This window comes from Wolbachia endosymbiont of Oryzaephilus surinamensis, from assembly GCF_025617515.1.
Lineage (GTDB): Bacteria > Pseudomonadota > Alphaproteobacteria > Rickettsiales > Anaplasmataceae > Wolbachia.
Map to the genome: position 1 here is coordinate 1258262 of NZ_CP092526.1, position 23072 is coordinate 1281333.

21 protein-coding genes, 3 tRNA genes and 2 pseudogenes are annotated in these 23072 nt (G+C 34.3%); 9 read left to right on the forward strand and 17 right to left on the reverse strand.

All coding sequences use genetic code 11. The features are described 5' to 3' along the window. Positions 1-68: 68 nt before the first annotated feature. From gyrA to MJ631_RS05825, 5 genes are all read right to left on the reverse strand, one after another. On the reverse strand, positions 69-2771 hold the full coding sequence (gene gyrA, locus MJ631_RS05805; protein WP_262986268.1) for a DNA topoisomerase (ATP-hydrolyzing) subunit A: 2703 nt from the start codon (positions 2769-2771) through the stop codon (positions 69-71). 51 nt (positions 2772-2822) lie between these two features. Further along, positions 2823-2895 (reverse strand) — tRNA-Val (locus tag MJ631_RS05810). A gap of 64 nt (positions 2896-2959) precedes the next feature. After that, the gene (locus MJ631_RS05815) at positions 2960-3826 is read right to left on the reverse strand and encodes a tetratricopeptide repeat protein (protein WP_012481956.1); all 867 of its coding nucleotides are present in this window, start codon (positions 3824-3826) and stop codon (positions 2960-2962) included. Between the two features lie 68 nt (positions 3827-3894). Further along, positions 3895-4293: a DUF1284 domain-containing protein gene (locus tag MJ631_RS05820; protein WP_029237639.1), complete on the reverse strand. Its 399-nt coding sequence runs from the start codon at positions 4291-4293 to the stop codon at positions 3895-3897. Continuing rightward, positions 4290-4817 carry a biotin transporter BioY gene (locus tag MJ631_RS05825; protein WP_214303151.1) on the reverse strand — a complete coding sequence of 176 codons (528 nt, stop codon included), beginning with the start codon at positions 4815-4817 and terminating at the stop codon, positions 4290-4292. Before MJ631_RS05825 ends, MJ631_RS05820 begins: the two co-directional genes overlap by 4 nt. Before the next feature lie 96 nt (positions 4818-4913). Here MJ631_RS05825 and MJ631_RS05830 point away from each other — a divergent pair, with 96 nt between their 5' ends. Beyond that, complete coding sequence (locus MJ631_RS05830) at positions 4914-5486, forward strand: nitroreductase family protein (protein ID WP_052264977.1); 573 nt, start codon at positions 4914-4916, stop codon at positions 5484-5486. On the opposite strand, the gene MJ631_RS05835 is transcribed toward MJ631_RS05830, so the two are convergent. Then, on the reverse strand, positions 5462-6574 hold the full coding sequence (locus MJ631_RS05835; protein ID WP_052264978.1) for a glycoside hydrolase family 5 protein: 1113 nt from the start codon (positions 6572-6574) through the stop codon (positions 5462-5464). The two genes, MJ631_RS05830 and MJ631_RS05835, sit on opposite strands and share 25 nt — an antisense overlap. A gap of 105 nt (positions 6575-6679) precedes the next feature. Here MJ631_RS05835 and dapF point away from each other — a divergent pair, with 105 nt between their 5' ends. Continuing rightward, a complete protein-coding gene (gene dapF, locus MJ631_RS05840; RefSeq protein WP_012481958.1) occupies positions 6680-7474 on the forward strand; it encodes a diaminopimelate epimerase in 795 nt (264 codons plus the stop codon). Positions 7475-7480: 6 nt separating this feature from the next. Here dapF and sucD read toward each other — a convergent pair whose 3' ends face one another. From sucD to MJ631_RS05865, 5 genes and pseudogenes are all read right to left on the reverse strand, one after another. After that, complete coding sequence (sucD, locus tag MJ631_RS05845; RefSeq protein WP_007302348.1) at positions 7481-8362, reverse strand: succinate--CoA ligase subunit alpha; 882 nt, start codon at positions 8360-8362, stop codon at positions 7481-7483. A 3-nt stretch (positions 8363-8365) separates the two neighbouring features. Then, on the reverse strand, positions 8366-9526 hold the full coding sequence (sucC, locus tag MJ631_RS05850; RefSeq protein WP_007302349.1) for an ADP-forming succinate--CoA ligase subunit beta: 1161 nt from the start codon (positions 9524-9526) through the stop codon (positions 8366-8368). Positions 9527-9556: 30 nt separating this feature from the next. Further along, on the reverse strand, positions 9557-9757 hold the full coding sequence (rpsU, locus tag MJ631_RS05855) for a 30S ribosomal protein S21 (protein ID WP_007302350.1): 201 nt from the start codon (positions 9755-9757) through the stop codon (positions 9557-9559). Between the two features lie 198 nt (positions 9758-9955). Next, positions 9956-10029, reverse strand: a tRNA-Pro gene (locus tag MJ631_RS05860). A gap of 122 nt (positions 10030-10151) precedes the next feature. Beyond that, positions 10152-10430 (reverse strand): annotated as a pseudogene (locus MJ631_RS05865) (RsmE family RNA methyltransferase); the annotation flags it as partial. Positions 10431-10550: 120 nt separating this feature from the next. Between MJ631_RS05865 and MJ631_RS05870 the strand changes: the two are divergent. Continuing rightward, positions 10551-11570, forward strand: a complete 1020-nt coding sequence (locus MJ631_RS05870; RefSeq protein WP_214303242.1) for an IS110 family RNA-guided transposase — start codon at positions 10551-10553, stop codon at positions 11568-11570. A 512-nt stretch (positions 11571-12082) separates the two neighbouring features. Here the strand turns inward: MJ631_RS05870 and MJ631_RS05875 are convergent. The 5 genes and pseudogenes from MJ631_RS05875 to hemF form a co-directional block, all read right to left on the reverse strand. Then, positions 12083-12499 (reverse strand): annotated as a pseudogene (locus tag MJ631_RS05875) (RsmE family RNA methyltransferase); the annotation flags it as partial. A 32-nt stretch (positions 12500-12531) separates the two neighbouring features. Further along, positions 12532-12603 (reverse strand) — tRNA-Glu (locus MJ631_RS05880). Between the two features lie 60 nt (positions 12604-12663). Next, positions 12664-13494: a hypothetical protein gene (locus tag MJ631_RS05885; protein WP_007302352.1), complete on the reverse strand. Its 831-nt coding sequence runs from the start codon at positions 13492-13494 to the stop codon at positions 12664-12666. 3 nt (positions 13495-13497) lie between these two features. Then, positions 13498-13653 (reverse strand): hypothetical protein, encoded by a 156-nt coding sequence (locus MJ631_RS05890; RefSeq protein ID WP_007302353.1) that lies wholly within the window; start codon positions 13651-13653, stop codon positions 13498-13500. A 234-nt stretch (positions 13654-13887) separates the two neighbouring features. Beyond that, a complete protein-coding gene (gene hemF, locus MJ631_RS05895) occupies positions 13888-14712 on the reverse strand; it encodes an oxygen-dependent coproporphyrinogen oxidase (RefSeq protein ID WP_007302354.1) in 825 nt (274 codons plus the stop codon). Positions 14713-14871: 159 nt separating this feature from the next. On the opposite strand from hemF, the gene MJ631_RS05900 reads away from it, so the two are divergent. The 3 genes from MJ631_RS05900 to MJ631_RS05910 all read left to right on the forward strand — a co-directional run bounded on the left by MJ631_RS05900 (position 14872) and on the right by MJ631_RS05910 (position 19144). Then, a complete protein-coding gene (locus MJ631_RS05900; protein WP_007302355.1) occupies positions 14872-17352 on the forward strand; it encodes a response regulator in 2481 nt (826 codons plus the stop codon). Positions 17353-17438: 86 nt separating this feature from the next. Next, positions 17439-18281, forward strand: coding sequence for a ParA family protein (locus MJ631_RS05905; protein WP_006014513.1), 843 nt, complete (start codon positions 17439-17441; stop codon positions 18279-18281). Further along, complete coding sequence (locus MJ631_RS05910; RefSeq protein ID WP_007302356.1) at positions 18278-19144, forward strand: ParB/RepB/Spo0J family partition protein; 867 nt, start codon at positions 18278-18280, stop codon at positions 19142-19144. Before MJ631_RS05905 ends, MJ631_RS05910 begins: the two co-directional genes overlap by 4 nt. Before the next feature lie 84 nt (positions 19145-19228). On the opposite strand, the gene ispD is transcribed toward MJ631_RS05910, so the two are convergent. Then, the gene (ispD, locus tag MJ631_RS05915; protein ID WP_012481959.1) at positions 19229-20434 is read right to left on the reverse strand and encodes a 2-C-methyl-D-erythritol 4-phosphate cytidylyltransferase; all 1206 of its coding nucleotides are present in this window, start codon (positions 20432-20434) and stop codon (positions 19229-19231) included. 101 nt (positions 20435-20535) lie between these two features. On the opposite strand from ispD, the gene MJ631_RS08255 reads away from it, so the two are divergent. From MJ631_RS08255 to MJ631_RS05935, 3 genes are read left to right on the forward strand one after another with little or no spacing between them, the layout of a single operon-like run. After that, entirely contained in the window at positions 20536-21423 is an 888-nt protein-coding gene (locus MJ631_RS08255; RefSeq protein ID WP_425383939.1) for an alpha/beta hydrolase family protein, read from the forward strand. Between the two features lie 49 nt (positions 21424-21472). Next, positions 21473-22546, forward strand: a complete 1074-nt coding sequence (locus tag MJ631_RS05930; RefSeq protein ID WP_026097254.1) for an AI-2E family transporter — start codon at positions 21473-21475, stop codon at positions 22544-22546. A gap of 44 nt (positions 22547-22590) precedes the next feature. After that, positions 22591-22788, forward strand: coding sequence for a hypothetical protein (locus tag MJ631_RS05935; protein ID WP_230609272.1), 198 nt, complete (start codon positions 22591-22593; stop codon positions 22786-22788). Positions 22789-23072 lie beyond the last annotated feature (284 nt).

Genomic DNA, 23072 nt, shown 5'->3' on the forward strand with positions numbered 1-23072 from the left:
ATTTTAATTTAAATATTATAGATTAATCAATAGAAATTTGCACTATTTGTTTAACCTTTGCTATACAGTTAAGAAGAAACAGAGTTGTCAATTTCGGAAATACTATCTTCAGTGGAATCGGGATCCTCAATTTTCGCTACTGACACCACCTTTTCTCTACTCTCTGTTTTAAACAGAGTGACTCCTTGAGTGCTACGTCCTGCAATTCTGATATCATTTACTGAAATACGAATTAACTTTCCTTTATCTGTAATAAGCATGATATTATCACCCTGTTCAACTGGAAAGCTAGCAACAACATTACCGTTTCTGTCGGTAGTCAGGATATTTGTAATACCAACACCACCTCTATTTGTTACCCTATACTCGTACGCAGAAGTTCTTTTACCAAAGCCATTTTCAGTAATAGTTAATATGAACTCCTCATTCATTGCAAGTTTTAAGAACAGTTTGTTATCTATTCCTAAATCATTCAAAGTCTTTTCCAATTTAGAATCAATGAAGTTATTAATTGCAGTCCCCAGTCTTTTTGCAAGTGGAACTTTTAAGTAAAGTTCTTTTGTTTCTGTTGCTACACCTATCCCATTTAATATGGTCATAGATATCACGCTGTCATTCTTTGCAAGTTTGATACCTCTTACGCCATCTGAATTGCGACTTTTAAATTGACGCACATCACTTACAACAAATCTGATGCTTTTTCCAAGTGTTGTTGAAAGTAGAACATGATCAATTTCGCTACATACTTTAACTGATATTAACCTATCCCCTTCGTCGAGCTTTATTGCTATTTTTCCATTGCTTGGAATATAGTGAAAATCTGCTAAGGAGTTACGCCTTATGTTCCCATGAGCAGTAACAAAAACTATATTTTGATTTTCGTCATTCTCACTTGGAAGCGGCATGATGTTAGTTATAGTTTCACCATCGCTAAGCGGGAATATATTAACAAGCGCTCTTCCACGTGCAGTTGGCTCTGCAAGAGGCAGTTTATAAACCTTTAATCTGTAAACTCGACCAGTATTAGAAAAGAATAAAAGGCTAGTATGAGTATTTCCAACAAATAATTTTGTGATTACGTCCTCCTCTTTTAACCCCTGTCCTAGCTTTCCTTTTCCACCACGATGCTGGGTTCTATAGTGAGAGAGCTTCACACGTTTGATGTAACCATTCATAGTTACGGTCACTACCATATCTTCTTGTGGAATTAGATCTTCAGCTTCAATGTCCGTATCTGATTCCTCTATTGAAGTTTTTCGCGGCACAGCAAATCTGTTCTTTATTTCTTGTAGATTGTTTTTTATTTCTTTCATCAACTTCTCTCCTGAGCCAAGAAAAGCGATATATTCTTTTATCAGGTTGATCATTGAACTTAGCTCAGCTTCTAATTTGTCTTTTTCAAGGCCTGTTAAACGTTGCAATTTCATGTCAAGAATAGCTTTCGTTTGCAGCTCAGTTAATCTATACACTCCGTCTTTCAAAAAGCTCATGCTGTCTGAGATTAATCCAATAATTGTGTTTATCTCAGCTGAAGTTTTCCATTCTTTATTTAAAAGTTCTCTACTTGCTTCCGCAGGATCTTTTGCACCACGGATGATTTTTATCACTTCACCTATGCTCAAGACCGCAATGTAGAGCCCTATATATATATGAGCTTTTTCCCTCGTTTTTCTTAGACGAAATTCTGTTCTCCTGATTAATACTTCTTTTCTAAAATCAACAAAAGCAGCTATGATTTCTTTTAATGACATCAAAGCAGGCCTGTTATTGTTGAGGACTAGAGTGTTAACACTAAAACTACTTCTTAGTGGAGTTAGTCCTAATAATTGATTAAGTATAAAACTTGCTTCAGCATTTCTTCTGAGGTCAATTACTACCCTAATACCAGACTTATCAGACTCATCCCTAATTTCTGTTATGCCATCAATTCTTTTTTCTTTTACAAGCTCACCTATCTTCTCAATTAATTTTACTTTATTTACCTGGTAAGGTATTTCATTAATCACTATTGCTTGCCTATCTTGTGGCAGGTCTTCTATGTGAGTCTTGCCTTGCACAACAATTGAGCCACGACCAGTTGCAAATGCTGATCTTATTCCAGACCTTCCAAGAATCATTCCCCCAGTTGGGAAATCCGGCCCTGGCATCACTTCAAGTAACTCATCCAAAGTAACTTCAGGATTATCTATATATAACATACAAGCATCTATTATTTCTCCAAGGTTGTGAGAAGGAATATTGGTTGCCATACCAACTGCAACACCGCTTGCACCATTTACCAATAGATTCGGAAATTCTGCAGGCAGTACAACAGGCTCTGTTTCATTTCCATCATAGTTTGGCCTAAAATCAACTGTATCTTCGTCAATATCATTTAGTAAAAAATGCGACACTCTGTGGAGCCTTGCTTCTGTATATCGCATTGAAGCTGGCGGATCTCCATCTATCGAACCAAAGTTACCTTGCCCATCAATCAGTGGTAAAAGAAGAGAAAAATCTTGAGCCATCCTGACCAAGGAGTCATAAATAGCCATGTCACCATGTGGGTGATATTTTCCCATTACATCCCCGACTATACGAGCTGCTTTTTTATACGGTTTACCGGCATCGAACCCAGCCCTCGACATTGCGTATAATATGCGCCTATGAACAGGTTTAAATCCATCTCGCACATCAGGTATAGCTCGACTTATGATCACACTCATTGCGTAGGAGAGATAAGAATCCTCTAGCTCTTTCACTATTGAAACTGGTACTATGTTGTCTTGCATTTTCTATACTTTGATTGAAATAATTGTAATATTAATATTCAACTAGGCTAATGGGCAATGACAGACTTGAACTGCCGACCTCCTCGGTGTAAACGAGATGCTCTACCAGCTGAGCTAATTACCCCTCTAGATATAATTCTATAGTTCAATGTTGTTGTTGTAAACAAAAATAGCGATACAAGCAACTCTTATGGAATCGCTGAGTGCGCACTATGGAGTTGTATAAATTTTAGCCTTGCTGCTACCTTGTATAAAGGTATTCTTTCACTTGCATTTTTTGACATGTTCAACAACTTTGAATAACATGCTGTGGCATTTTTAAAATCTGAGAGCTTATCTAGAATAACAGCTAAATTATAGGTATAAAAAATATTGTTTTGATCTAAAGAAATTGCTGCTTTCATATATTCTTTAGCTTTTATGTAATCCCCTTTTTTCATATAGATCAAACCTAAATTTGCTGATAAAGGGGCGCTATTTCTGAGTGTATCATACAATTTCAACATTTCACTCAATGCTAAATTAGGATCATATTGTGAAATTATCGTCAGAAAATTCTTTAATACATAAGGGTTGCTAGGATATTCTTTTAACAGTCTTGTGTAAATCTCTACAGCTTTTTTAAATTCTTTGTTAGCGTAATAGATATTCCCTAGTCCAATTAAAGCACTTTCATGATAAGGAAATTTTGCGATAATCTGATTGAGGAGAGAAGTAGCTGTTTCACTATCTCCTAACTCAAAGGAATCTTTTGCTTTTTTTAAAATAGAGTATATGTCAAAATTCTTGCCAGAATTCTGCGAAATTTTGATATTAAATTTGTCACTTTTTCTCTCGATAACATCAAGATCTTTATATTTTTTATCAGCTTTTATATGCTTGACAACACTATCAAAGACCTTCTGTATCTCCAAATTTTCACTAGCATAAGTAACAGAAGACCTCCATAAAATCACAACGCAAATTAACATGCAGACAAACATAGATCCTAGTGTTGTGGCATTGGCTGCAGCGCGTAACCAGTAAATCTTATTTCTTTGAACTATACGCAACACATTACAAATTCATAAATGCTAAATTACTTATCTAATATAATAATAAAGATATTATTAATTGGCAGATACTATTTAGAATGAGTTAAAAGAGCACTTCTACACATTCCATATGGTTGCCAATTACACTCCTCACATGCGTAGTCAAATTTCTCTAAAGACATTTTCTTTCTAATTCTTTTTACTGCTTTACTCCAGGTCAAAATCTCGCCAATTTTTATTCCTAAAATTTCCATATGCCTTCTATCTAGCTCTAAAACTTTAGCTTGTGTGGTACATTTACCTTGTTTAGTCTGGTTTGGGCAAACACTACAAATAGTGTCAAGATTATCAACTACTTCGATTTTAGTATTAGGATCACTAATTACTTTACTTGCTATCTTTTTGTAATTTTCTACAAAGCTCTGAGAATATCCATACCCTTGAAATGCAAGAGTGCACATAAAATGATGAGGACGAAACCTTATCACTTTTTCAAATACTGCAAAGCTGCTACAAGTAGAAAAATTTTTACCAAACCAGGAAGGATGAATGGTAAAACACCTACCATTATTGCTTGTTTCAGACCCACGTAAATAGTAAGCCAACTAATACCACAAATAAAGATTACGACTGTACCCGCCAGACAACTTAAAGAATTACACATAAATGATTTATATTTAGAGTTCAGTAATTCATTTACTTTGTTCATTACCATAACAGCAGCTAAACAGCCAATTAAATATCCACCTGTTGGTCCAAGAAAAATGTGATAACCACTAGAAAAATTCGCAAAAACAGGAAATCCTGCTGCACCAAGTGATAGATATGTAAGCACAGAATAGAATGCTGTTCTGCGGTTAAATTTAAGCCCAACAAGCATTAATCCTAAAGTTTGCAATGTGATAGGCACAGGCTGCAATGGTATGCTTATTTGAGCCATCAAGAATAAAAGTAAAACACAAGACAATATTTCAGCCAGTGTTGACCTACTGCTTGATTGTGTTATAAACATATCTTCCCAATAAAAATAACTTACTAAATGTAATATATGTGTATAAGAGGTTTTGCAATTTAAATTTTGCTTATATTGCGCTACAATGAATTATTTATGCACTATTTAAAAATGATGAGTAAACAAGATCTATTATCGTTGATGAAAGAAAGACACAGCGGACGTTCATACGATCCTACAAGAGCAATATTTCAGAAAGAAATGGATATTTTAATAGAAGCTGTAAGGCTAACACCCTCGTGTTTTGGTGATGAACCTTGGCGATATGTGATATGCAACAAACAGAACAATCAAAGCGCATGGAAAAAATTGCTCGGTTGCCTTGATGAATCTAATCAAAAGTGGGCAAAAGATGCACAAATACTAATTATATCTCTAAGCGCTAAGAACTTCCGTAAACAAGGTAAAGGAGAAAATCTTTGGGCTAAACATGATACTGGTGCAGCAAATTATGCACTTATGCTGCAGGCTGCAGCTATGAACTTAATGGCTCATCAAATGGGTGGATTTGATAGAGATAAAATAGTTAAGAGATTCAATATACCTGATGATTTTAATGTAATGTCAGTGATAGCAGTTGGTTACGAAAAAGAGGGTGCTGAAGTCAAAGAAAAACAAAGAAGATCAATAAAAGAAATATTCTTTTATGACGAATGGCCAGCGAGCTGACTTGACCATTCTTCTCTTAATATCTTAAAAATTGAATTATTTGGCAAATAATTTTTTTTCATCCTACCCTCTTCAATTGCTTGCCAGTCTTTCCATGAAAGCTTCTCGTTTCCAAGTTCATAGTCCATACCATCCCATATATCTTCTCGAAAGCCATAAACAGCAAAATGCCAATTATATTCATTAAAAATAGAAGTAAGATCTCGAAAATAGTGCTCTAATCCTTTTGAGCAGCGGTGCCCGCCAAACTCTCCAGCAAGGATCTTATAATCTGGTATATTATACCTCTTTTGGAAAATTTTTACAGGTTCTATATATGATTTTAACTTATCTTTATTCCAATACTCTACTTTTTTTGCATCAAAAGATTGAACATGTCCAGGGTAGGCGAAGTTACCTTGGTTTAATTTTAAGTTTGTATAAGCAAAGGGCTCATATATATGAAATGAATAAAGAACATTTTTATCACTAACTGGTTCAAATTTGTTAAAAGTATTAGAGTCAGCATAACTGCTGCTATCAAGTATTATTGGGGTCTCTGAGTCAACTTGGCGGATACTGTTTACCACGCTGCTATAAAAGCCAAATAGATTCTTCTGAACTTTGCTTTGTTCTACTTTATAAATAGCCGAGTCTGCAGTATTATAAAGCCTTTCTGGATGTGGTTCATTTAAGATATTATATCCAACAATAGCAGGATGATCTTTAAGCTCTTTCGCAAGATCTTGCCAAAATTTTGCTGCTTGTTTTTGAAAAGCTTGATCTGACCATAAACGTAAATCATCTTTATCGTTATTATTTTGCTTCCATCTAGATCCAGGTAAGCTAAGCATCGTTAACACTACTGGTATTTTTTGTTGATGAAAAGCATCTAAAACATCTTTCAGAACTTTCAGGTCTTTGGAAATCAGGCCCGGATAATTGTCTGCATTGCCTAAGAGGAAGTCACGTTGCGTAGTTTCAAATTTGTCAGGAGCAAGACGAATAAAACCAATTTTGTATTCCTTTGCTGCTTTGATTAAGTCACTATCAACTTTTCTATTGAAAACATTTGCTCCCTTTCTGACTCCAGTTTGCCAAAAGAGCATTTTGCTGTTCTCCGGTATTGACTTAGCACTCACATTACAGAAAACTATAGAATACAAAACAGCTGTAATTAGAAGAAAAATTTTCACTTATATAATTTTGCTATAATGGTAAGTAACCTAACAGACAAGATCCCGTTTGTAAAGATGCATGGTACTGGCAATAGTTTTGTTATCATAGACTCACGTTCAGCAAATAATTTAGACTGGAATTATAGACAAATTGCTGATCAAGGCAGTTGTGATCAAGTGATAATTATAACAATGTCTAATGCTGCAAACTGCTTTATGCATATCTACAATGCTGACGGTAGTCGAGCTGAAATGTGTGGAAACGCAGCACGCTGTGTTGGATATTTGATAATGTTAGAAAAAGGTACTGAATATATCACTATTGAGCTGATAAATAATCGTATCTTAGAATGTTTTAAAGTAGGTGATAAATCAATAAAGGTCAATATGGGTAAACCACTGCTTAAATGGAATGAAATTCCTCTTTCTTGTGAATGCGATCCCCTTTATCTACCTATAGAGCTTGAAATGCTGAAAGAGCCAGTTGCAGTAAATATTGGTAACCCTCATATAGTTTTTTTTGTTGATAACATAAGCGAAATACCATTGCAGAATTTAGGACCAAAGCTAGAAAATCACGAATTATTTCCTCAGAAAACAAATGTTAGTATTGCACAAATAGAAAAATCTGGAGAAATAAACTTAAGAGTTTGGGAAAGAGGAACAGGTATTACTGCTTCATGTGGTAGTGCGGCTTGTGCAGCATTTGTTGCATCTATACTTCGTAAGTGTTTGGCTACTAAACAAACTTCAGTACATTTACCAGGAGGTCATTTACTGATTGAGTGGTCAAAAAATATACTGATGACTGGGGATATAGGGTTTTTATGACCTAGGCTAGGCACTGACACTCATTACTTCTAACACCTTTTTACCAATCACAGCAGGGGTTTCTGCAATCGCAATCCCAGCACTGCGCATAACCTCTAACTTTGCACCAGCACTTCCACCGCTGGAAGAGATGATTGCTCCAGCGTGTCCCATACGTCTTCCTGGAGGTGCCGTTTGGCCTGCTACAAAACCAACGATTGGCTTTTTAGTTTTTTCTGTTTTCACAAAATGTGATACATCTTCTTCTTCGTTTCCACCTATTTCACCAATAACTACAATACCATGAGTATCGTCATCTTTTAAAAAGAGCTCCATACAGTCAACAAATGTCATACCATGAACTGGATCCCCCCCAATTCCGATACACGTGGATTGACCAAGACCAACAGCAGTTGTTTGTGCTACCGCTTCATAAGTTAAAGTTCCAGAGCGAGACATAATTCCTATATGTCCACGTTTGTGAATATGTCCTGGCATAATTCCTATTTTGCATTCTTCAGGTGTAATAACCCCTGGACAGTTTGGGCCAATCAATCGACTGTTTGAACCAGCGAGAGCATGCTTTACCTTTACCATGTCAAGTATAGGAATGCCCTCTGTAATACAAATTATCAATTCTATTTTTGCATCTATTGCTTCAAGTATTGCAGCAGCAGCAAATTTAGCAGGTACATATATAACTGTAGCATTTGCACAGGTTTTTTCTTTGGCTTCTGCTACAGTATTAAAAACCGGTAAATTAAGGTGAGTACTACCACCCTTTCCAGGAGTTACACCTCCCACCATTTTCGTTCCGTAATCAATTGCTTGCTCTGAATGAAATGTGCCTTGTGCACCAGTAAAACCCTGGCATATTAATCTTGTATCTTTGTTTACTAAAACGGACATGCTTTATTTTACCTCTTTTACTATCTTTTGCGCAGCATCACCCAGTTCATCTGCAGCAATAATATTTAATCCTGACTCTTCTAAGATTTTTTTTCCTTCTTCAAAATTAGTACCTGATAATCTAACCACTAGAGGAACTTTAATGCTCATTTCTTTTGCAGCCGCAACAATTCCACTTGCGATAATATCGCAACGCATTATACCACCAAATATGTTAACCAGAATTCCTTTTACGTTGCTATCAGACAATATGATTTTAAATGCTTCAGTTACAGTTTCTTTACTCGCTCCACCACCAACATCCAAAAAGTTAGCAGGCTCTGCTCCATAGTACTTTATTATATCCATTGTTGCCATAGCAAGACCTGCACCGTTCACCATGCAACCAATATTGCCATCCATTTTGATGTAACTAAGTCCATGTTTTGAAGCTTCTATCTCTTCTTTAACTTCTTCATCATAATCACGAAGCTGCACGATTTCTGGATGACGATATAAAGCGTTGTCATCAAAATTAATTTTAGCATCAAGTGCAACAAAATCCCCAGAATTTGTTTCAACTAGTGGGTTAATTTCTATTTGGCTTGCATCAGTTGTAATAAACGCATCATATATATTTTTTGCAATATTTGTTATTCTTTCTATTTGTTCTGAATTCAAATTAAAATTATTGGCAAGTTTACTGTTATCAAGATTTGTAAAACCAGTAGCAGGGTCAATATCAAATTTCACAATTTTTGTAGGAGAATTTTTTGCTACCTCTTCAATATCCATACCACCTTCTGAGGAAAATATAAATACTAACCTACTGAGCTTTGGATCAACTACTAGACTCAAATAGTACTCTTTTTTAATGCTTGAACCTTCCTCAATGTATATTCTTCTTACCTGCTGTCCACTAGGCCCTGTTTGATGAGTAACTAAAGTTATGCCGAGCATGTTCTTTACAAACTGTTGAGCTTCTTCAACTGACTTTGCTAGCTTTACACCACCAGCCTTACCCCTACCACCTGCATGAATCTGAGCTTTAACCACAAACACGTCAGATTTTAGTTGATTTATTTGAGTTTCTACTCCTTCTGCAGATGTAGCAACAAAACCCTTTGGTACCGGGACATTAAACTTGTGTAAAATTTCCTTTGCTTGATATTCATGAATATTCATAAGATAACTAATTATTAACCTTAGTAAAAACTACCAACCATAACGCTGTCTTCTGCATTCTTGCTGATACCTCTTTTTCCTTGCTTCAGCTTTTTTTTTAGCTGTTTTCTCTGATTTCTTTTCGTGATATTTTTTTTTCATTTTGAGCCCTCTTCCTTCCTTTTGAATTATTTTTCTCAACACTGGAAGAGCTCTATCTACATCACCATAATGGACTGATACTTCAATCAAACTCTATACCTCCTTCGGTAATCACTTCAAAATCCATTTATAAATTAGAAAATTAACATTGTCAATTATTTTATAAACTTGAGCGATAGAATATGATATGCAGTGATTTATATGAAAAAAGCTTCATTCTGCTGTCAATCATTTACTTGCTGATAAAAATTGCTCTTAGGTTACAGTGCTCTTGTAATTTTTCTAATCTCGGGGCGGAGAGATTTGAACTCCCGACCCTTTGGTCCCAAACCAAATGCGCTACCAGGCTGCGCTACGCCCCGACTTCTTTACTAAGAGTATCGATAGTTCGGAAAAATGCAAGTTTCATTTATTTCTTTTAGGAAAAATATAATGCAGATTTCTTTATATAGAGTGTCAAGTTGCACTAGCCATATTAAAAAATCTAGCTATACCAATTGGTGAAGGTTAATGCAGCAACTACAGCAGTATCAACTCTCAAAATTCTTTTTCCTAGACTCAGTTTCTGACAAAATTTATTGGCAGAATCAAGTTCGCAAGATGAAAAACCACCTTCGGGGCCAACAATAATAGCAACGTTTTTCTTGCCTTTTAGAACTTTATTAGGAGGTTGTCCTTCACCTGTTTCATCACACAAAACAAAATTTTTATTCTGGGAATCGGATAATTCACAAAAATTAATAGGAAGAAAAATCTGTGGTATACATACTGTAATTGCTATTGAATGATGGAGAGACATACTCCATTATTTTAGCACGAAGTAACAAATTCAATGAATTAGTTCTTCAAGAATAATTTAAACTTTTACAGTAGGAGTAGTCTCATGAAACATTATAGCGGGTTAGATGTCTCACTCAAAGAAACTTTTATTAGTATCATTGATGAGAAAGGAAAAATTGTTAAAGAAGGGGTTGTTGCAAGTGAAAGCAGTGCAATAGCTGAGTTTCTGCTTGGTCAAAACAAAAAATACGAGTCCATAGGAATAGAAAGCGGGCAATTATCAATATCGATGTGCAAAGAGTTGAGGAATCTTGGATTACCAGTAACTTGTGTAGATGCAAGGCATATGGCAGCAGCATTATCTGCGAGAATCAATAAGAATGATAAAAATGATGCAAGAGGCATAGCACAAATGATGAGAGTTGGGCTATTTAAGGAGGTATTAGTAAAATCAGACGAAGCTTGTCAGGTTAAAATAATACTTGGAAGCAGAAGACAATTAATACGTTGCAGAGAGCAAATTGCGGGAACAATAAGGGGATTACTGAAAATATACGGGATAAAAGTTAATCAACGTCTTAGTTCTGCAAACTTTGCTTTAAAAGTGCAAGAAATGGTTAATAATCTAGATGAAATTAGCCAAACCTCAATTGAATCATTAGTACATAGTTTAGAAATAATAGAAGAATCAATAAGAAAACTTGATAAAATGCTCTCAGAACAAAGCAAAAAAGATGAGGATTGTAAATTATTAACTACTGTTCCAGGAGTTGGTATTATAGTAGCAATGACATATAAAGCTGCAATAGATGATCTGCATAGGTTTGAAACATCTTATACAGTTGGAGCCTATATGGGATTAAGTCCAAGACAGTACGCTTCTGGTGAGATTGATCGACACGGAAGTATATCAAAAATGGGACCAGTGGACTGTAGGAATATGTTATATGAAGCCGCGCAGGTCTTACTGGTAAAATGTAAAAGGACATTTAAATTAAGAAGCTGGGGATTGAAGCTTAAAAAGAAAAAGGGCATGAAAAAAGCAATTGTTGCAGTAGCAAGAAAATTAGCCGTGATTATGCATAAGATGCTAATCGATAGAAAAGAGTTTTGCTATCAATAAACACTAAAGAAGTATAAAACAATAATTTTACTGAAAGTAAAGATAGCAATGCCGATGGAAGGGATAAGCAAGAGGATAAGTTGAAGCATAGACTTCGTGGCGTACATGTTGCCGTCCACTTCCGCCTAACAAGTATAGTGCGGCTTGGCTACAATATGAATTAGCCATATTAGACCGCGGAGAGAACAATGGAAGCATGCTACTTTTAACTTATGTAAAATCATTAAGACTATAGAGGAAAAGAATGATACCTTAGTTTTTATAAGCTTAATGAATATGTGGATAAATACTTTAAGTTTGTGTGGACGTATTTATCCACATATTCATTGGCTACATAGTTTAAAAGAGATTAATTGGAAATTAGTGTTGATGTTTTTATTGCCAATAAAACCTCTTTTGATTGAATAAGATAATACAATAATAAATAAAAGGTTGTATTAGAGCTGAATTTTACATCAAAAAATATTTTTCATGATACAAAAAATTATTGTTGACTTTTATGCAATTAGAGAACTTGTCCTACCGGATTGTTCCGCAGCTTCAATTGCCTGTAATTTCGCTCTACTTAGGTTAATGTTTTTTACTACTGTACGTTCTGTTGAAATAAATTGAATGCAGGTTACTCCCATTTCAGTTGCTTGTCTTACTATGTTGCTTAAGGCGCCGCTTTTTACCAGAGCACAATACAAATATAGATTTTTTTCATGTTGTTGTTGTTTAGTGCGTTCTTTTATTATAATTTTTGTCGATTTACTTGATATATTCACTACTTCTCCTAACCATTCTCCATCCTTTCCATTAAAAAGATAGATGTTATCATGCTTCTTAAGCCGCATTACATTGTAAATATAGTGACTTTGTCGTGGATGAAGCGCCAAACTTACATTTTGTGATAAAGCTTCTTCAACATAAAGCCTAATTTTTTTCATTCAAAACTTTAGTTATTTGCATTCTGTTTGAGTGACTCTTACGGGATTTGAACCCGTGTTACCACCGTGAAAGGGTGGTGTCCTAACCACTAGACGAAAGAGTCGACTTGAATCTAACTGAGTTATATCGATTATACATATAAAGTCAATTCAATTATTTTGAATCACACAGTTAGAGTAGTGATTTTATATCGACAGCCTCCTATTACCCCATGTTCAATGCTTACTGAACCTATCTCAGATTTAGGAGCTTTAGATCCTAATTCTAATTTTTGTTCAACTTTTGTATCTGAATCATAGCCAGAATCGTATCCAGAATCTCTACGCTCAAAATTTTGCCTTATTTCTTTTACGTTAAAGCCAGCCTTGGTCTTGATTTGCTGACTCGCTGGCTTATTAGCACTTTGCTCATTTAGTTTTACTTGCAAATTATTCACTTTATCCTTCACTAATCCATGATAAGTCCCAGAATTATCTTTTATATGTTTTGCTTGTCTTTCTGATCTCTTTTTCGATAAATCTACTTTAGCATAAATAGGCTCTGGTTGCTCTTTATGATTTAAGCTAGTGGGCTTTTTTTGCTCTGAGAAATCATCTACATCTTCATAAATAGGTTCTCCTGATATACTAGAATAACCACTATCTTTCAATGATAAATTTTCAGTAGATCTTTTATGCAAATCATATACTTCAGCATAAATGGATTCTTCCGATACGCTCAACTCTTCTAATGAGTTACTAACCTTAGCGTCATATACCTCATCATAAATGGGCTCTTTTAAAAGTAAAATATCATCATGCTCAAAAATCCTAGGAGGTTTTTTAGGTGAGTTGGCCTTAAATTTTATCTCTACTTCCTCTTTAAGCTTGTCACAACTTTCCGTTTGTTTCAAAATCTCCAATATTTCTTTTCTTTCTTTTTTTATTAGCTCACCAAGCACTAAACAACATTTTTCTTTATGATCTTTGAGACTGTCCTTATCTCCGTACTGCATAGCTTATGATGCTATTTTGTATTGAAGGATTACATTTCCTATACTATTATTTATCTCATTAATATTTGCTCCAGCACTAATAAGTAACGTCATTACATTATGATCAAGATTTGTTACTGCATACTCTAAAGCTCGATTTAAAGTTTGATCATTATTCAAGTCAAATGACCCCTTGTTCCTAAAAGGATTAATTCTAGAAAAGAGTTTTTCAAAGCTGTTTACTATATTATGAAGACTTAAAGCTAGCCTCACGCCTCTTATATTGCTATTTCTAGCGGATTTAATTAAAAAACTATCTACTTATACCCATGATTGTACCCCTCTATACAAAAGCTCACCATATGTGGTACAATCTTAAACTATAACGATTTATTTTATATTAATAATCGCTTTTCACACCCACTTAACAAGAGGAGGCATCGACATCATAATTGCATCGGGGTTACCATTAGTCATTAAACCAAACCTTGTACCACGATCATAAAGAAGATTGAACTCCACATATCTGCCACGTTTTATCAATTGTTCTTCTCGTTGTTCTTTTGTCCAAGATTTTTGCATATGTTTGTGTATGATGTGTAAGTAAATTTCTAAAAAGGCTTCACCTACTGCTTTTGTGAACTCAAAATCGTTTTTCCAGTTGCCAGAAGTTAGATTGTCATAAAAAATTCCACCAATACCACGTGGCTCTTTTCTATGTTGTAAAAAAAAGTAATCATCACATTGCTTTTTAAATTTCGGATAATATTCGATGTTGAACTCATCGCAAGTTGCTTTAATTGATTCGTGAATATACTTGCAATCTCCCTCATCCTTATAAATTGGAGTAAAGTCCATTCCTCCACCAAACCATTGTTTTGAGGTATATATCAATCTTGTGTTCATATGTGCTGCAGGGATAAGGGGAGATTGCATGTGAGACACTAAAGATATACCGCTTGCCCAAAACTCTCCATTGCTTTCACTTGCACCAGAAATTTCATTAATGGCTGAGTCTTCGAGCTTTCCGTATACTCTTGAAACGTTTATTCCAACTTTTTCAAAAATATTACCAAAGATAATTGTAGATTCACCACTTCCTCCACCTGGTCGGTTCCACTTTCTTTTTTCGATTTTTGGTTGTGTGAATGACTGTACCTCAATTGATAAGAAAGATTCGGTGATCTTGTTTCTCAGTGCGCAGAACCATTCAAATGCTTGTGTCTTTTGTTTTTCCATAATGCCTTCTGTTGGCTTATTAATATTATTGTACTCTATATTTACAGGACTTAATTAGATTGGGATAGTAACTACTCATCAAGGATGTTAATAAATCTATAATAATTAAATCAATATAGTAGAATATTTTTATATGTGCAAGGATGCCAAGCAATAATAATGAGTAAAAGATACATAGATAACAAAAAAGAGAACAGAGTTGACTTCATACTAAGAAATTATGGGATGTCAATTATTGTGATGGCAGTCATTATGTTCTTACCTCCAATAGCAATATCAGTACTCTATTTTTCTAATGTATATAGTCAGCATGTTAATATAGAGATTAATTTATTAATTAGCATTCTAATGACTCTCTTTGTGGTATATAATATAAAACGTTACAAGTATCTACTTAATATCATAGAGTTTCAAAATGCAATATTTGCAAATGCGCTGAATCATAATACAGAGTTTTGTCTCATTTTACATAAAGATGAGGGTATTATTTATGCTGATGCGAGGTTCTACGAAAGGTTCAAAGATCACATAAACGATGATGTTACGCTAGATAAAATTCTTGAAGCAGGAGATGTGTCAGAAAAAGACAGAAAATCACTCTATCATGCGTTAAGAAATAACACTTCTGTAAAAGTATGCATTTCCTTAAGCAAGAAGAGTAGAATATCTAACTTTCTTTTGCTCTCTGAACCAATACCGGATAATCCACAAATTGCTATAAATAGTAATAAGACTTTAAATTTATCATTAGCCCCAATAGCAAGACCGAATGGGTATTTTGTACTGAAGGCAACACAGGTAAACAAAGAGCAGGTATATGAAGAGTTGATAGAGAAACACAATATAGCAACTTACGTTGCAAATACAAAAGGAGGTATCTTATCTGTAAATAAAAGATTTTTAGACATGTTTGAACTAAAAAAATTGGAAAAAGGTAGCTCAATCAATGATTTTATATCTCAATCTAAGTATGACGATACAATAACCAAAAATGAAATTATGTTTTTTACTATAAGCGGTGCTCCATTTAAGGCTTATATGAGTACTGCTATATTTTGTGATAAATACAATCATAGCTATATACACGGCTTTATAACACCAACTGAATCAAATATTGTTGATTATCAACTACACCCTTGTTTTACAAATTCGTCAATTGCTATTGCACAATGCGATATAAATGGCAATTTTATAAAGAAAAATATAGCATTAGTAAAACTTGCGGGGTCAAGTAATGATTCTATCTTTGCATTGATATCAGATGGTTATCATATGAAAGTGCGTGAATATTTTTCAAGTAACAGGATAAATAATGCGTCCTTTGATGTGCAGCTCAATGGCGGTAATAACATGAAAATATATTTTAATAAGTTTCTTCATAATAAAGTGATGTTCATACTTTGTTATTTTATTGATAATACTGAACGTAAAAAACTAGAGATAAAACTTGAGCATTATCAAAAGGTGCAAGCTATAGGGCAATTAGCAGGTGGTATTGCACATGATTTCAATAATATATTAACCGGAATAATAGGATTTTGTGATTTGCTTTTACTCCAGCACTCAGCTAGCGATCCATCTTTTGGAGATATAATACAGATACAGCAAAATGCAAAACGTGGGTCAAATTTAGTAAGACAACTGCTTGCTTTTTCAAGAAGACAGACTTTGCAGCCAAAGATTATTAATGTAAATGGTACGATAGCTAATCTTTATGAAATGATCAAAAGATTAATAGGTGAAAATATAAAATTTAATATTTATTATGGTAGCGATTTGGGTGCTGTTAGGGCTGACCAAGGACAATTAGAGCAAGTTATGCTTAACTTAGCAGTTAATGCTGGTGCTGCTATGGAAAAGGGGGGAGAGTTAACTATACGAACCTTTAATCAAAAGGTTGATTCATTAAATTCTACACCTCAGGATATGTTTTCTCCAGATAAGGAAACGATTGAACATGGGAATTATGTTGTGATTGAAGTGATTGATACTGGATGTGGAATGACGAGTGATATAATTGAAAAGGCATTTGATCCATTTTTTTCTACCAAAGATATTACTTCTGGTACAGGTCTTGGCCTCTCTACTGTATATGGCATTATTAAACAAACCGAAGGATACATCTATGTTGCTAGCAAAGTGAATCATGGAACTAAATTTAGCATATTTTTGCCCATAGTTTACATATCGGATGAAAATGATAAAGAGGAAGATAGTAAAGAAATAGAGAAACCGGTAGAGATTAAAGGTAATGGTATAATTTTATTAATTGAAGATGAAGATTCAGTAAGGGAATTTACTGCTAAGGCTCTTACAAGAAAAGGATTTAATGTCATAGAAGCGAGCATAGGCAGCGAGGCACTAGAGATCATTAGAAAAAAAAATCAACACATAGATCTAATAATCACTGATGTAATCATGCCAGAGGTGAGTGGTCCAGAAATAGTTAAAGAAACATTGATACATAGGCCAAACATCAAAGTTATTTTTATTTCTGGGTATACAGAGGATGCTTTTTTAAAGAGCGATGAAATCAATATAGAAGACTTCCATTTTTTACCAAAACCATTTACTCTGAATGAGTTAGGAAATAAGGTTCAAAGTGTGTTACACAAGACAAAAAAAGGCAGTTTACTTTGAGCATGATTGGCAACAAAAAAAATTTTCTAATGCAAAAATTTCTTGCATATATACAATAGAGTTATTTTATACATAAGATAAAAGGCGTGAGCAAGATCATTGCAATAGTAAATCAAAAGGGTGGAGTTGGTAAAACTACAACTAGTATAAATTTATCAACAGCCTTTGCTGCTGTGGGAAAAAGTACTTTACTGGTAGATCTTGACCCTCAAGGAAATGCTAGTACAGGACTTGGGATTTCTTATCGTAGCAGGGAAGAAAAAAATATATATAAAATACTGCTGAGCAGCGAAAGTGAATTGGTGGAATCGGCAATTTTCAATATAAAGGAAATTCCAAATCTATCGCTGATTTCATCAGTGGTTGACTTATCAGCTGCAGAAATTGAGCTATCACAACTTGAGCAGGGAAAATTCGTACTAAAAGATACGCTAGAGAAAGTACGTAATAATTATGAGTACATAATTATCGATTGTCCTCCATCACTTGGTCTGCTTACTATCAATGCTCTGACCGCTGCTGACTCGATTATTGTTCCTCTTCAGTGTGAATTTTTCGCTCTGGAAGGATTGAGCCATTTAGTTAAGACTGTAGAGCTGATAAAAAGAAATAACCTAAACCCTTTCCTGTTAATAGAAGGAATATTGCTCACAATGTATGACAGACGCAACAAACTTAGTGAGCAGATTAAAAATGATATTTGCCAATATTTAAATGATAAAGTATATAAAACTATTATCCCCTTGTATGAGACCATTATTCCACGTAATGTACGGTTATCAGAAGCGCCTTCTCATGGAAAACCTGCTATTGTATATGATCTTAAGTGTCCTGGTGCACAAGCATATATAAGTTTGGCAAAAGAAATTTTAAAGAAACACATGAGCATCTGTAAAGAGAAAAAGCTGATAAGTGAGGGTGCAGCGTGAAGGACAATAGGCGCTTAGGTAGAGGTCTTGCTGGCCTCATAGGCGATAATTATGGTAATAAAGAAGATCGGTTACCTATTTCATTACTACACCCGAGCAAATTTCAGCCGAGAAAATATTTTGATGAGGAGTCATTAAAAGAACTTGCAGGTTCGATAGAGAAAAATGGTATAATACAACCTGTTGTGGTGCGCAAAGATCCAAGTAATGAAGGTTATGAAATAGTAGCAGGGGAACGTCGTTGGCGAGCAAGTAAGGTCATAAATCTTGATAGTGTGCCGGTTATCATAAAAGATTTAAATGACAAGGAATGCTTAGAAGTATCGATAATTGAAAACATACAGAGGCAAGATATTAATCCAATAGAAGAAGGTGAGGCGTACAGAAAACTAATAGATGAATTCTCCTATACACACGAAGAATTAGCCTTAACTTTAGGTAAAAGCCGCAGTCACATAACCAATATGATACGAATGCTGTCACTCCCTAATGGAGTAAAAACAATGATCAACGAGAAAAAATTGTCTATGGGTCATGCAAGAGCATTGATTAATGTTGAAAATGCGGAAAGTATTGCAGAAAGAATAGTTTCTCAGGGCCTGAGCGTTAGGCGAACTGAAAAATTGATAAAAGACTTACAACAAAATAACGACCGAAAAGAGCATAAGTTTACTAAAAATCAAGATATGGCAGTATTAGAAGGAGCTATATCTTCTCAGCTTGGTTTAAAGGTCAAAATTAATGACAGTAATTCTAAGGGTAAAGTCATGATACGTTATAACAACTCAAATGAATTGGATTTTATATTGAAAATTTTGAATAGAAGACTTGAATCAGCTATTAATGTCGAAAGTAGCCCATAGAAATTTCTTGACAAACCTTCCCACTTTCCTTGCAATGGAAGTGAAATGGTGGAGTTTGTCAAGTAAGTTATTTCGTTCCTACCTTCAATAAAAATTTGCACGCAATAGCACAGAAGCATACGTTGCTATTCCCTCATTTCTGCCAATAGAACCTAATTTTTCCGCTGTGGTTGCTTTGATACTTAGGAATTCACCATTAATTTCTAATATTTTTGATATGAATTCCTTCATTCCTGCTTTGTAAGGCGATATTTTAGGCTCTTCACAAACTATAGTAATATCTAAATTAGACACGCTATATCCTTTTTCCTGTGCTTTTTTAGCAGCAAAATCAAGAAAATGAGATGAATTGCAATCCTTCCATTTAGAGGAATTAGGAGGAAAATGTTCTCCTATATCGCCACATCCTAGTGCTCCGAGTATTGCATCAACGATTGCATGTATTGCAACATCACCATCGGAATGTGCCTCTATTGCCATATTATGCTCAATTTCCACACCGCAAATTTTTATAAAGCTCTTAGCATCATTTTGAATTTTAACAAATTTATGTATATCATAACCGGTTCCGACACGGAATTTTGGCTCTCCAAAGAGAAGTTTTGCCATATTGATATCCTCTTTTGTAGTTAACTTAAAATTCTTTTTCTCACCTTCAATAATCGCAACATGTTTTTTATGCTCTACCATTAGTGATGAATCATCAGTAAATTCTTTGACTGATTGATGGCACGATAATAATTCTCTGAAATTAAAAATTTGAGGAGTTTGCATGGCTCTAAGTTTTTCTCTTGAAATCGTAGATTCAATGAAATTATTACTCACCAACGATATAGTATCCTCGACTTCTATTGCTGGAACTACTCCTGTATATTGACCATTAATCATAGATTCAATCAAGTTGTTTATTAGAATATTTGATACAAAAGGCCTACAAGCGTCATGTATAATAACAAAATCTGGATTGATCTTTTGCAAACTCTCCAGTCCAAGTTTAACTGAACTCTGCCTGCTTTTTCCTCCACATACTGGACTCAGCAATTTAGTATCTATAGTTGATGACGTAACTTCTTTATAGAAATCTTTTTGACTTTCATTCACTACCACTCTTATGTAACTTATGTACTGATTAGCTAAGAATTTCCTAATTGTGTGAAATAAAACAGACTTACCTGCCAATTTTATATACTGTTTAGGGATTTTGGCATTGCATCTACTGCCTACTCCTGCTGCAACTATTAATGCTGCTATCTTGTATTCCTCAAGTCTGTTAGTGTACATGCTTACCATTTTCGGTGTTAATACAAGTTATCTAGCATTTTAAAAAAGTTGATCCAATTCTCAAAAAAGAATATTCTTTTACTAGGTGTAATATATGCTAGAGGAAAATAATACACGTTGCTAAGTATAATAAAGAAAATGAGATACATCTTATATTTTTTCATGGAATAGGTGATAATTATAAGAATGCGGCCAGGTATATACAAGATAGATCTACATATCTCCATAGGTCTAATTTTCACACTCATGCACATAAATACCCAATTGCATTTCAAAACTATATAACTTACGCAATAGCTAGTTTCTTGTTTTTAGGAACATCAATACTATTACCAACTTTAATATTACTTACTAATCCAATGACATCTAGTACAGCAAGTTTAGCCATCTTAGCAGCTTTAACTTGTACCTTTTTATCTGTACCACCACTCATGATTCCATTTATAAATAAGAATCAAAGCTTATCTAAGTCTTCAATAGAAAAAATCAATGAATTAATGGAGAAGGGTGTGAAATCGGAAAATATAATACTTTTCGGCCATTCTTTTGGGGGAGCAGTTGCATCAGAAGTATTAAAATATTTTACAGACAAAAATATTAAACTTGGAGGCGTTATTTTTACTAGCACTTTCAGCTCTTTTCATAATGCAATAAAGCATTTTCCAATTCCTCAAGCAAAAATTTTAAGTGTACTGCCCTCATGCTTATTGAAAAAGATGCTTAAGGTCCTAAATTTAGATTTTGATATAATAAGCAATATACAAAAGCTACAAAATGATAATATACCAATAGTAGTCATTAATCATGAAAGAGACACCTTAATACCATATCCTGCACAATTGGCAAAGGCAGTAGATGATCTATTGTTAAATAGAAATTCGATTAAGATCGTTAATCTGAGAGGCTTTACAGATAACCCGCATAACGGAGTTTTATCTAGTTGGCAATTGAGTGAAAATTTGGCTGATCTCATGCCTAATAAAATAATGAATAGATAGTACTTACAAAAAACTTTATATTTTTCGGTAAATTAACTATTCTAAACACATGCAAAAACGTCATATAACTATTTGTTGTGTACTGCTTTTCATAATAGGGGCATTATTTTTGATGCGTCCTATGATTGTTCCGTGTCTAATATCTGTTTTTGTTGCACATCTATTTAACCCGCTAGTAACCAAGTTTGAAAAATATAGAATACCGCGTTCATGTTCTGTAGTTTTTATAACACTTGCCTTATTGATAGCTTTTATATTAGTTATTACATTTGTTTTACCTATTATATATTTTCAAATTACTTTAATATTAAATTTCTTAGTAAATAAGATACCTTCATTAAAGCTTAAAGTGATTCCTTCTGTGCTAGAATTTCTTAATATAAAAACTGAAGATAGTTTATTTGATCATTTGTCTAAAAATCTAGTAGAAAATTACAGTGATTATATATCTTATTTTATAAATGCTCTTAGCATGGGCAGTAATCTTATAATTCAAGTGCTAAATTCAAGCTTTAATTTGATTTACATGGTATCATTAATAGCTATTACGCTTGTGGTGTTTTTTTATGTATTACGTGATTGGCCTGCAATTGTAGAAAAGGCTAATAAACTAATTCCCATTCTTTACAGAGAAAAAGCTGCAGGTTATTTTTCTAAAGTAGATTTCATTATATCTAATTACCTAAAGGGACAGTTAAACGTATGTATAGTCATGATGATCTTTTACTCCGTGGGCCTTAGCATAATTGGGCTGAAGCATTCTGTAGCTATTGGAATTTTATCAGGAACATTAACATTTATACCCTATATAGGGCCATTATTATACACTATTATCGGATTTTTGAGCGCCATTACTCAATTTAGTGGATGGTTTGAAAGTACTGCTGTCTTGCTATTATTTAGTGTTGGTCAATTAATAGACTCAAGCATATTAGTGCCTTTATTAATAGGAAAAAAAGTTCATATACATCCAACTATCATTATTTTAGGAGTTGTCATATGCACCTCATATTTTGGGTTTATAGGTATATTATTTTTTATTCCAATAATAGCAATGTTCAGTGTATTAGTAGAATATGCAGTCAATAAATATTTTGAAAGTGAGCTTTATAAAAATGGCTAATTAGTTCACGATAAAAAAAGGATCTCTGATACATTTGAGAGATGGTGCGACCTGAAAGTCTTCGGTCATATTGTTTAAAAGGAGAGGAATTCATTCAGAAAGAAACTGAAAGGATTCTAAAACTTATTAAACCAGATGTTTTGCCGTCTGAGTCTACGCATCAGTGCGAATCGGGCAACCGGTTGGTGCCAAGCGATGCGGACAATGAACCTCCTCTTGAAAAAGAAGATGCTCAATCGTGAGAGGGGCATAAACTGCAAGCATCATGTGGTTGGAGGGCTAGGCTAGTGGTATGGTGAACGTAAGTGAAGCTTTATAAGTACCGATACGATGAAAGAGCTAAAGATGCTGATAAGCTCTGACCAAAAGGTAATGTGGATAAGTTACATTTTTCATTTCTAGATGTACGCAAATAATAACTCCACCGGTATAGAGAAGCCACCTAACCCACTGTTGTATGACTGGAGAAACAGGGTAAGCCTGTATTTTCGCCTACATGGCAAGCAAACCGCAAGGAATGCTGATG

Coding starts and splice junctions, on each gene's coding strand:
- MJ631_RS05900 (WP_007302355.1), top strand. CDS start 14,872: ATGAGTAAAAGATACATAGATAACAAAAAAGAGAACAGAGTTGACTTC.
- MJ631_RS05885 (WP_007302352.1), bottom strand. CDS start 13,494: ATGCAGTACGGAGATAAGGACAGTCTCAAAGATCATAAAGAAAAATGT.
- sucC (WP_007302349.1), bottom strand. CDS start 9,526: ATGAATATTCATGAATATCAAGCAAAGGAAATTTTACACAAGTTTAAT.
- MJ631_RS05870 (WP_214303242.1), top strand. CDS start 10,551: ATGAAACATTATAGCGGGTTAGATGTCTCACTCAAAGAAACTTTTATT.
- MJ631_RS05830 (WP_052264977.1), top strand. CDS start 4,914: ATGCACTATTTAAAAATGATGAGTAAACAAGATCTATTATCGTTGATG.
- sucD (WP_007302348.1), bottom strand. CDS start 8,362: ATGTCCGTTTTAGTAAACAAAGATACAAGATTAATATGCCAGGGTTTT.
- MJ631_RS05835 (WP_052264978.1), bottom strand. CDS start 6,574: ATGCTCTTTTGGCAAACTGGAGTCAGAAAGGGAGCAAATGTTTTCAAT.
- MJ631_RS05930 (WP_026097254.1), top strand. CDS start 21,473: ATGCAAAAACGTCATATAACTATTTGTTGTGTACTGCTTTTCATAATA.
- gyrA (WP_262986268.1), bottom strand. CDS start 2,771: ATGCAAGACAACATAGTACCAGTTTCAATAGTGAAAGAGCTAGAGGAT.
- dapF (WP_012481958.1), top strand. CDS start 6,680: ATGGTAAGTAACCTAACAGACAAGATCCCGTTTGTAAAGATGCATGGT.
- hemF (WP_007302354.1), bottom strand. CDS start 14,712: ATGGAAAAACAAAAGACACAAGCATTTGAATGGTTCTGCGCACTGAGA.
- MJ631_RS05825 (WP_214303151.1), bottom strand. CDS start 4,817: ATGTTTATAACACAATCAAGCAGTAGGTCAACACTGGCTGAAATATTG.
- ispD (WP_012481959.1), bottom strand. CDS start 20,434: ATGGTAAGCATGTACACTAACAGACTTGAGGAATACAAGATAGCAGCA.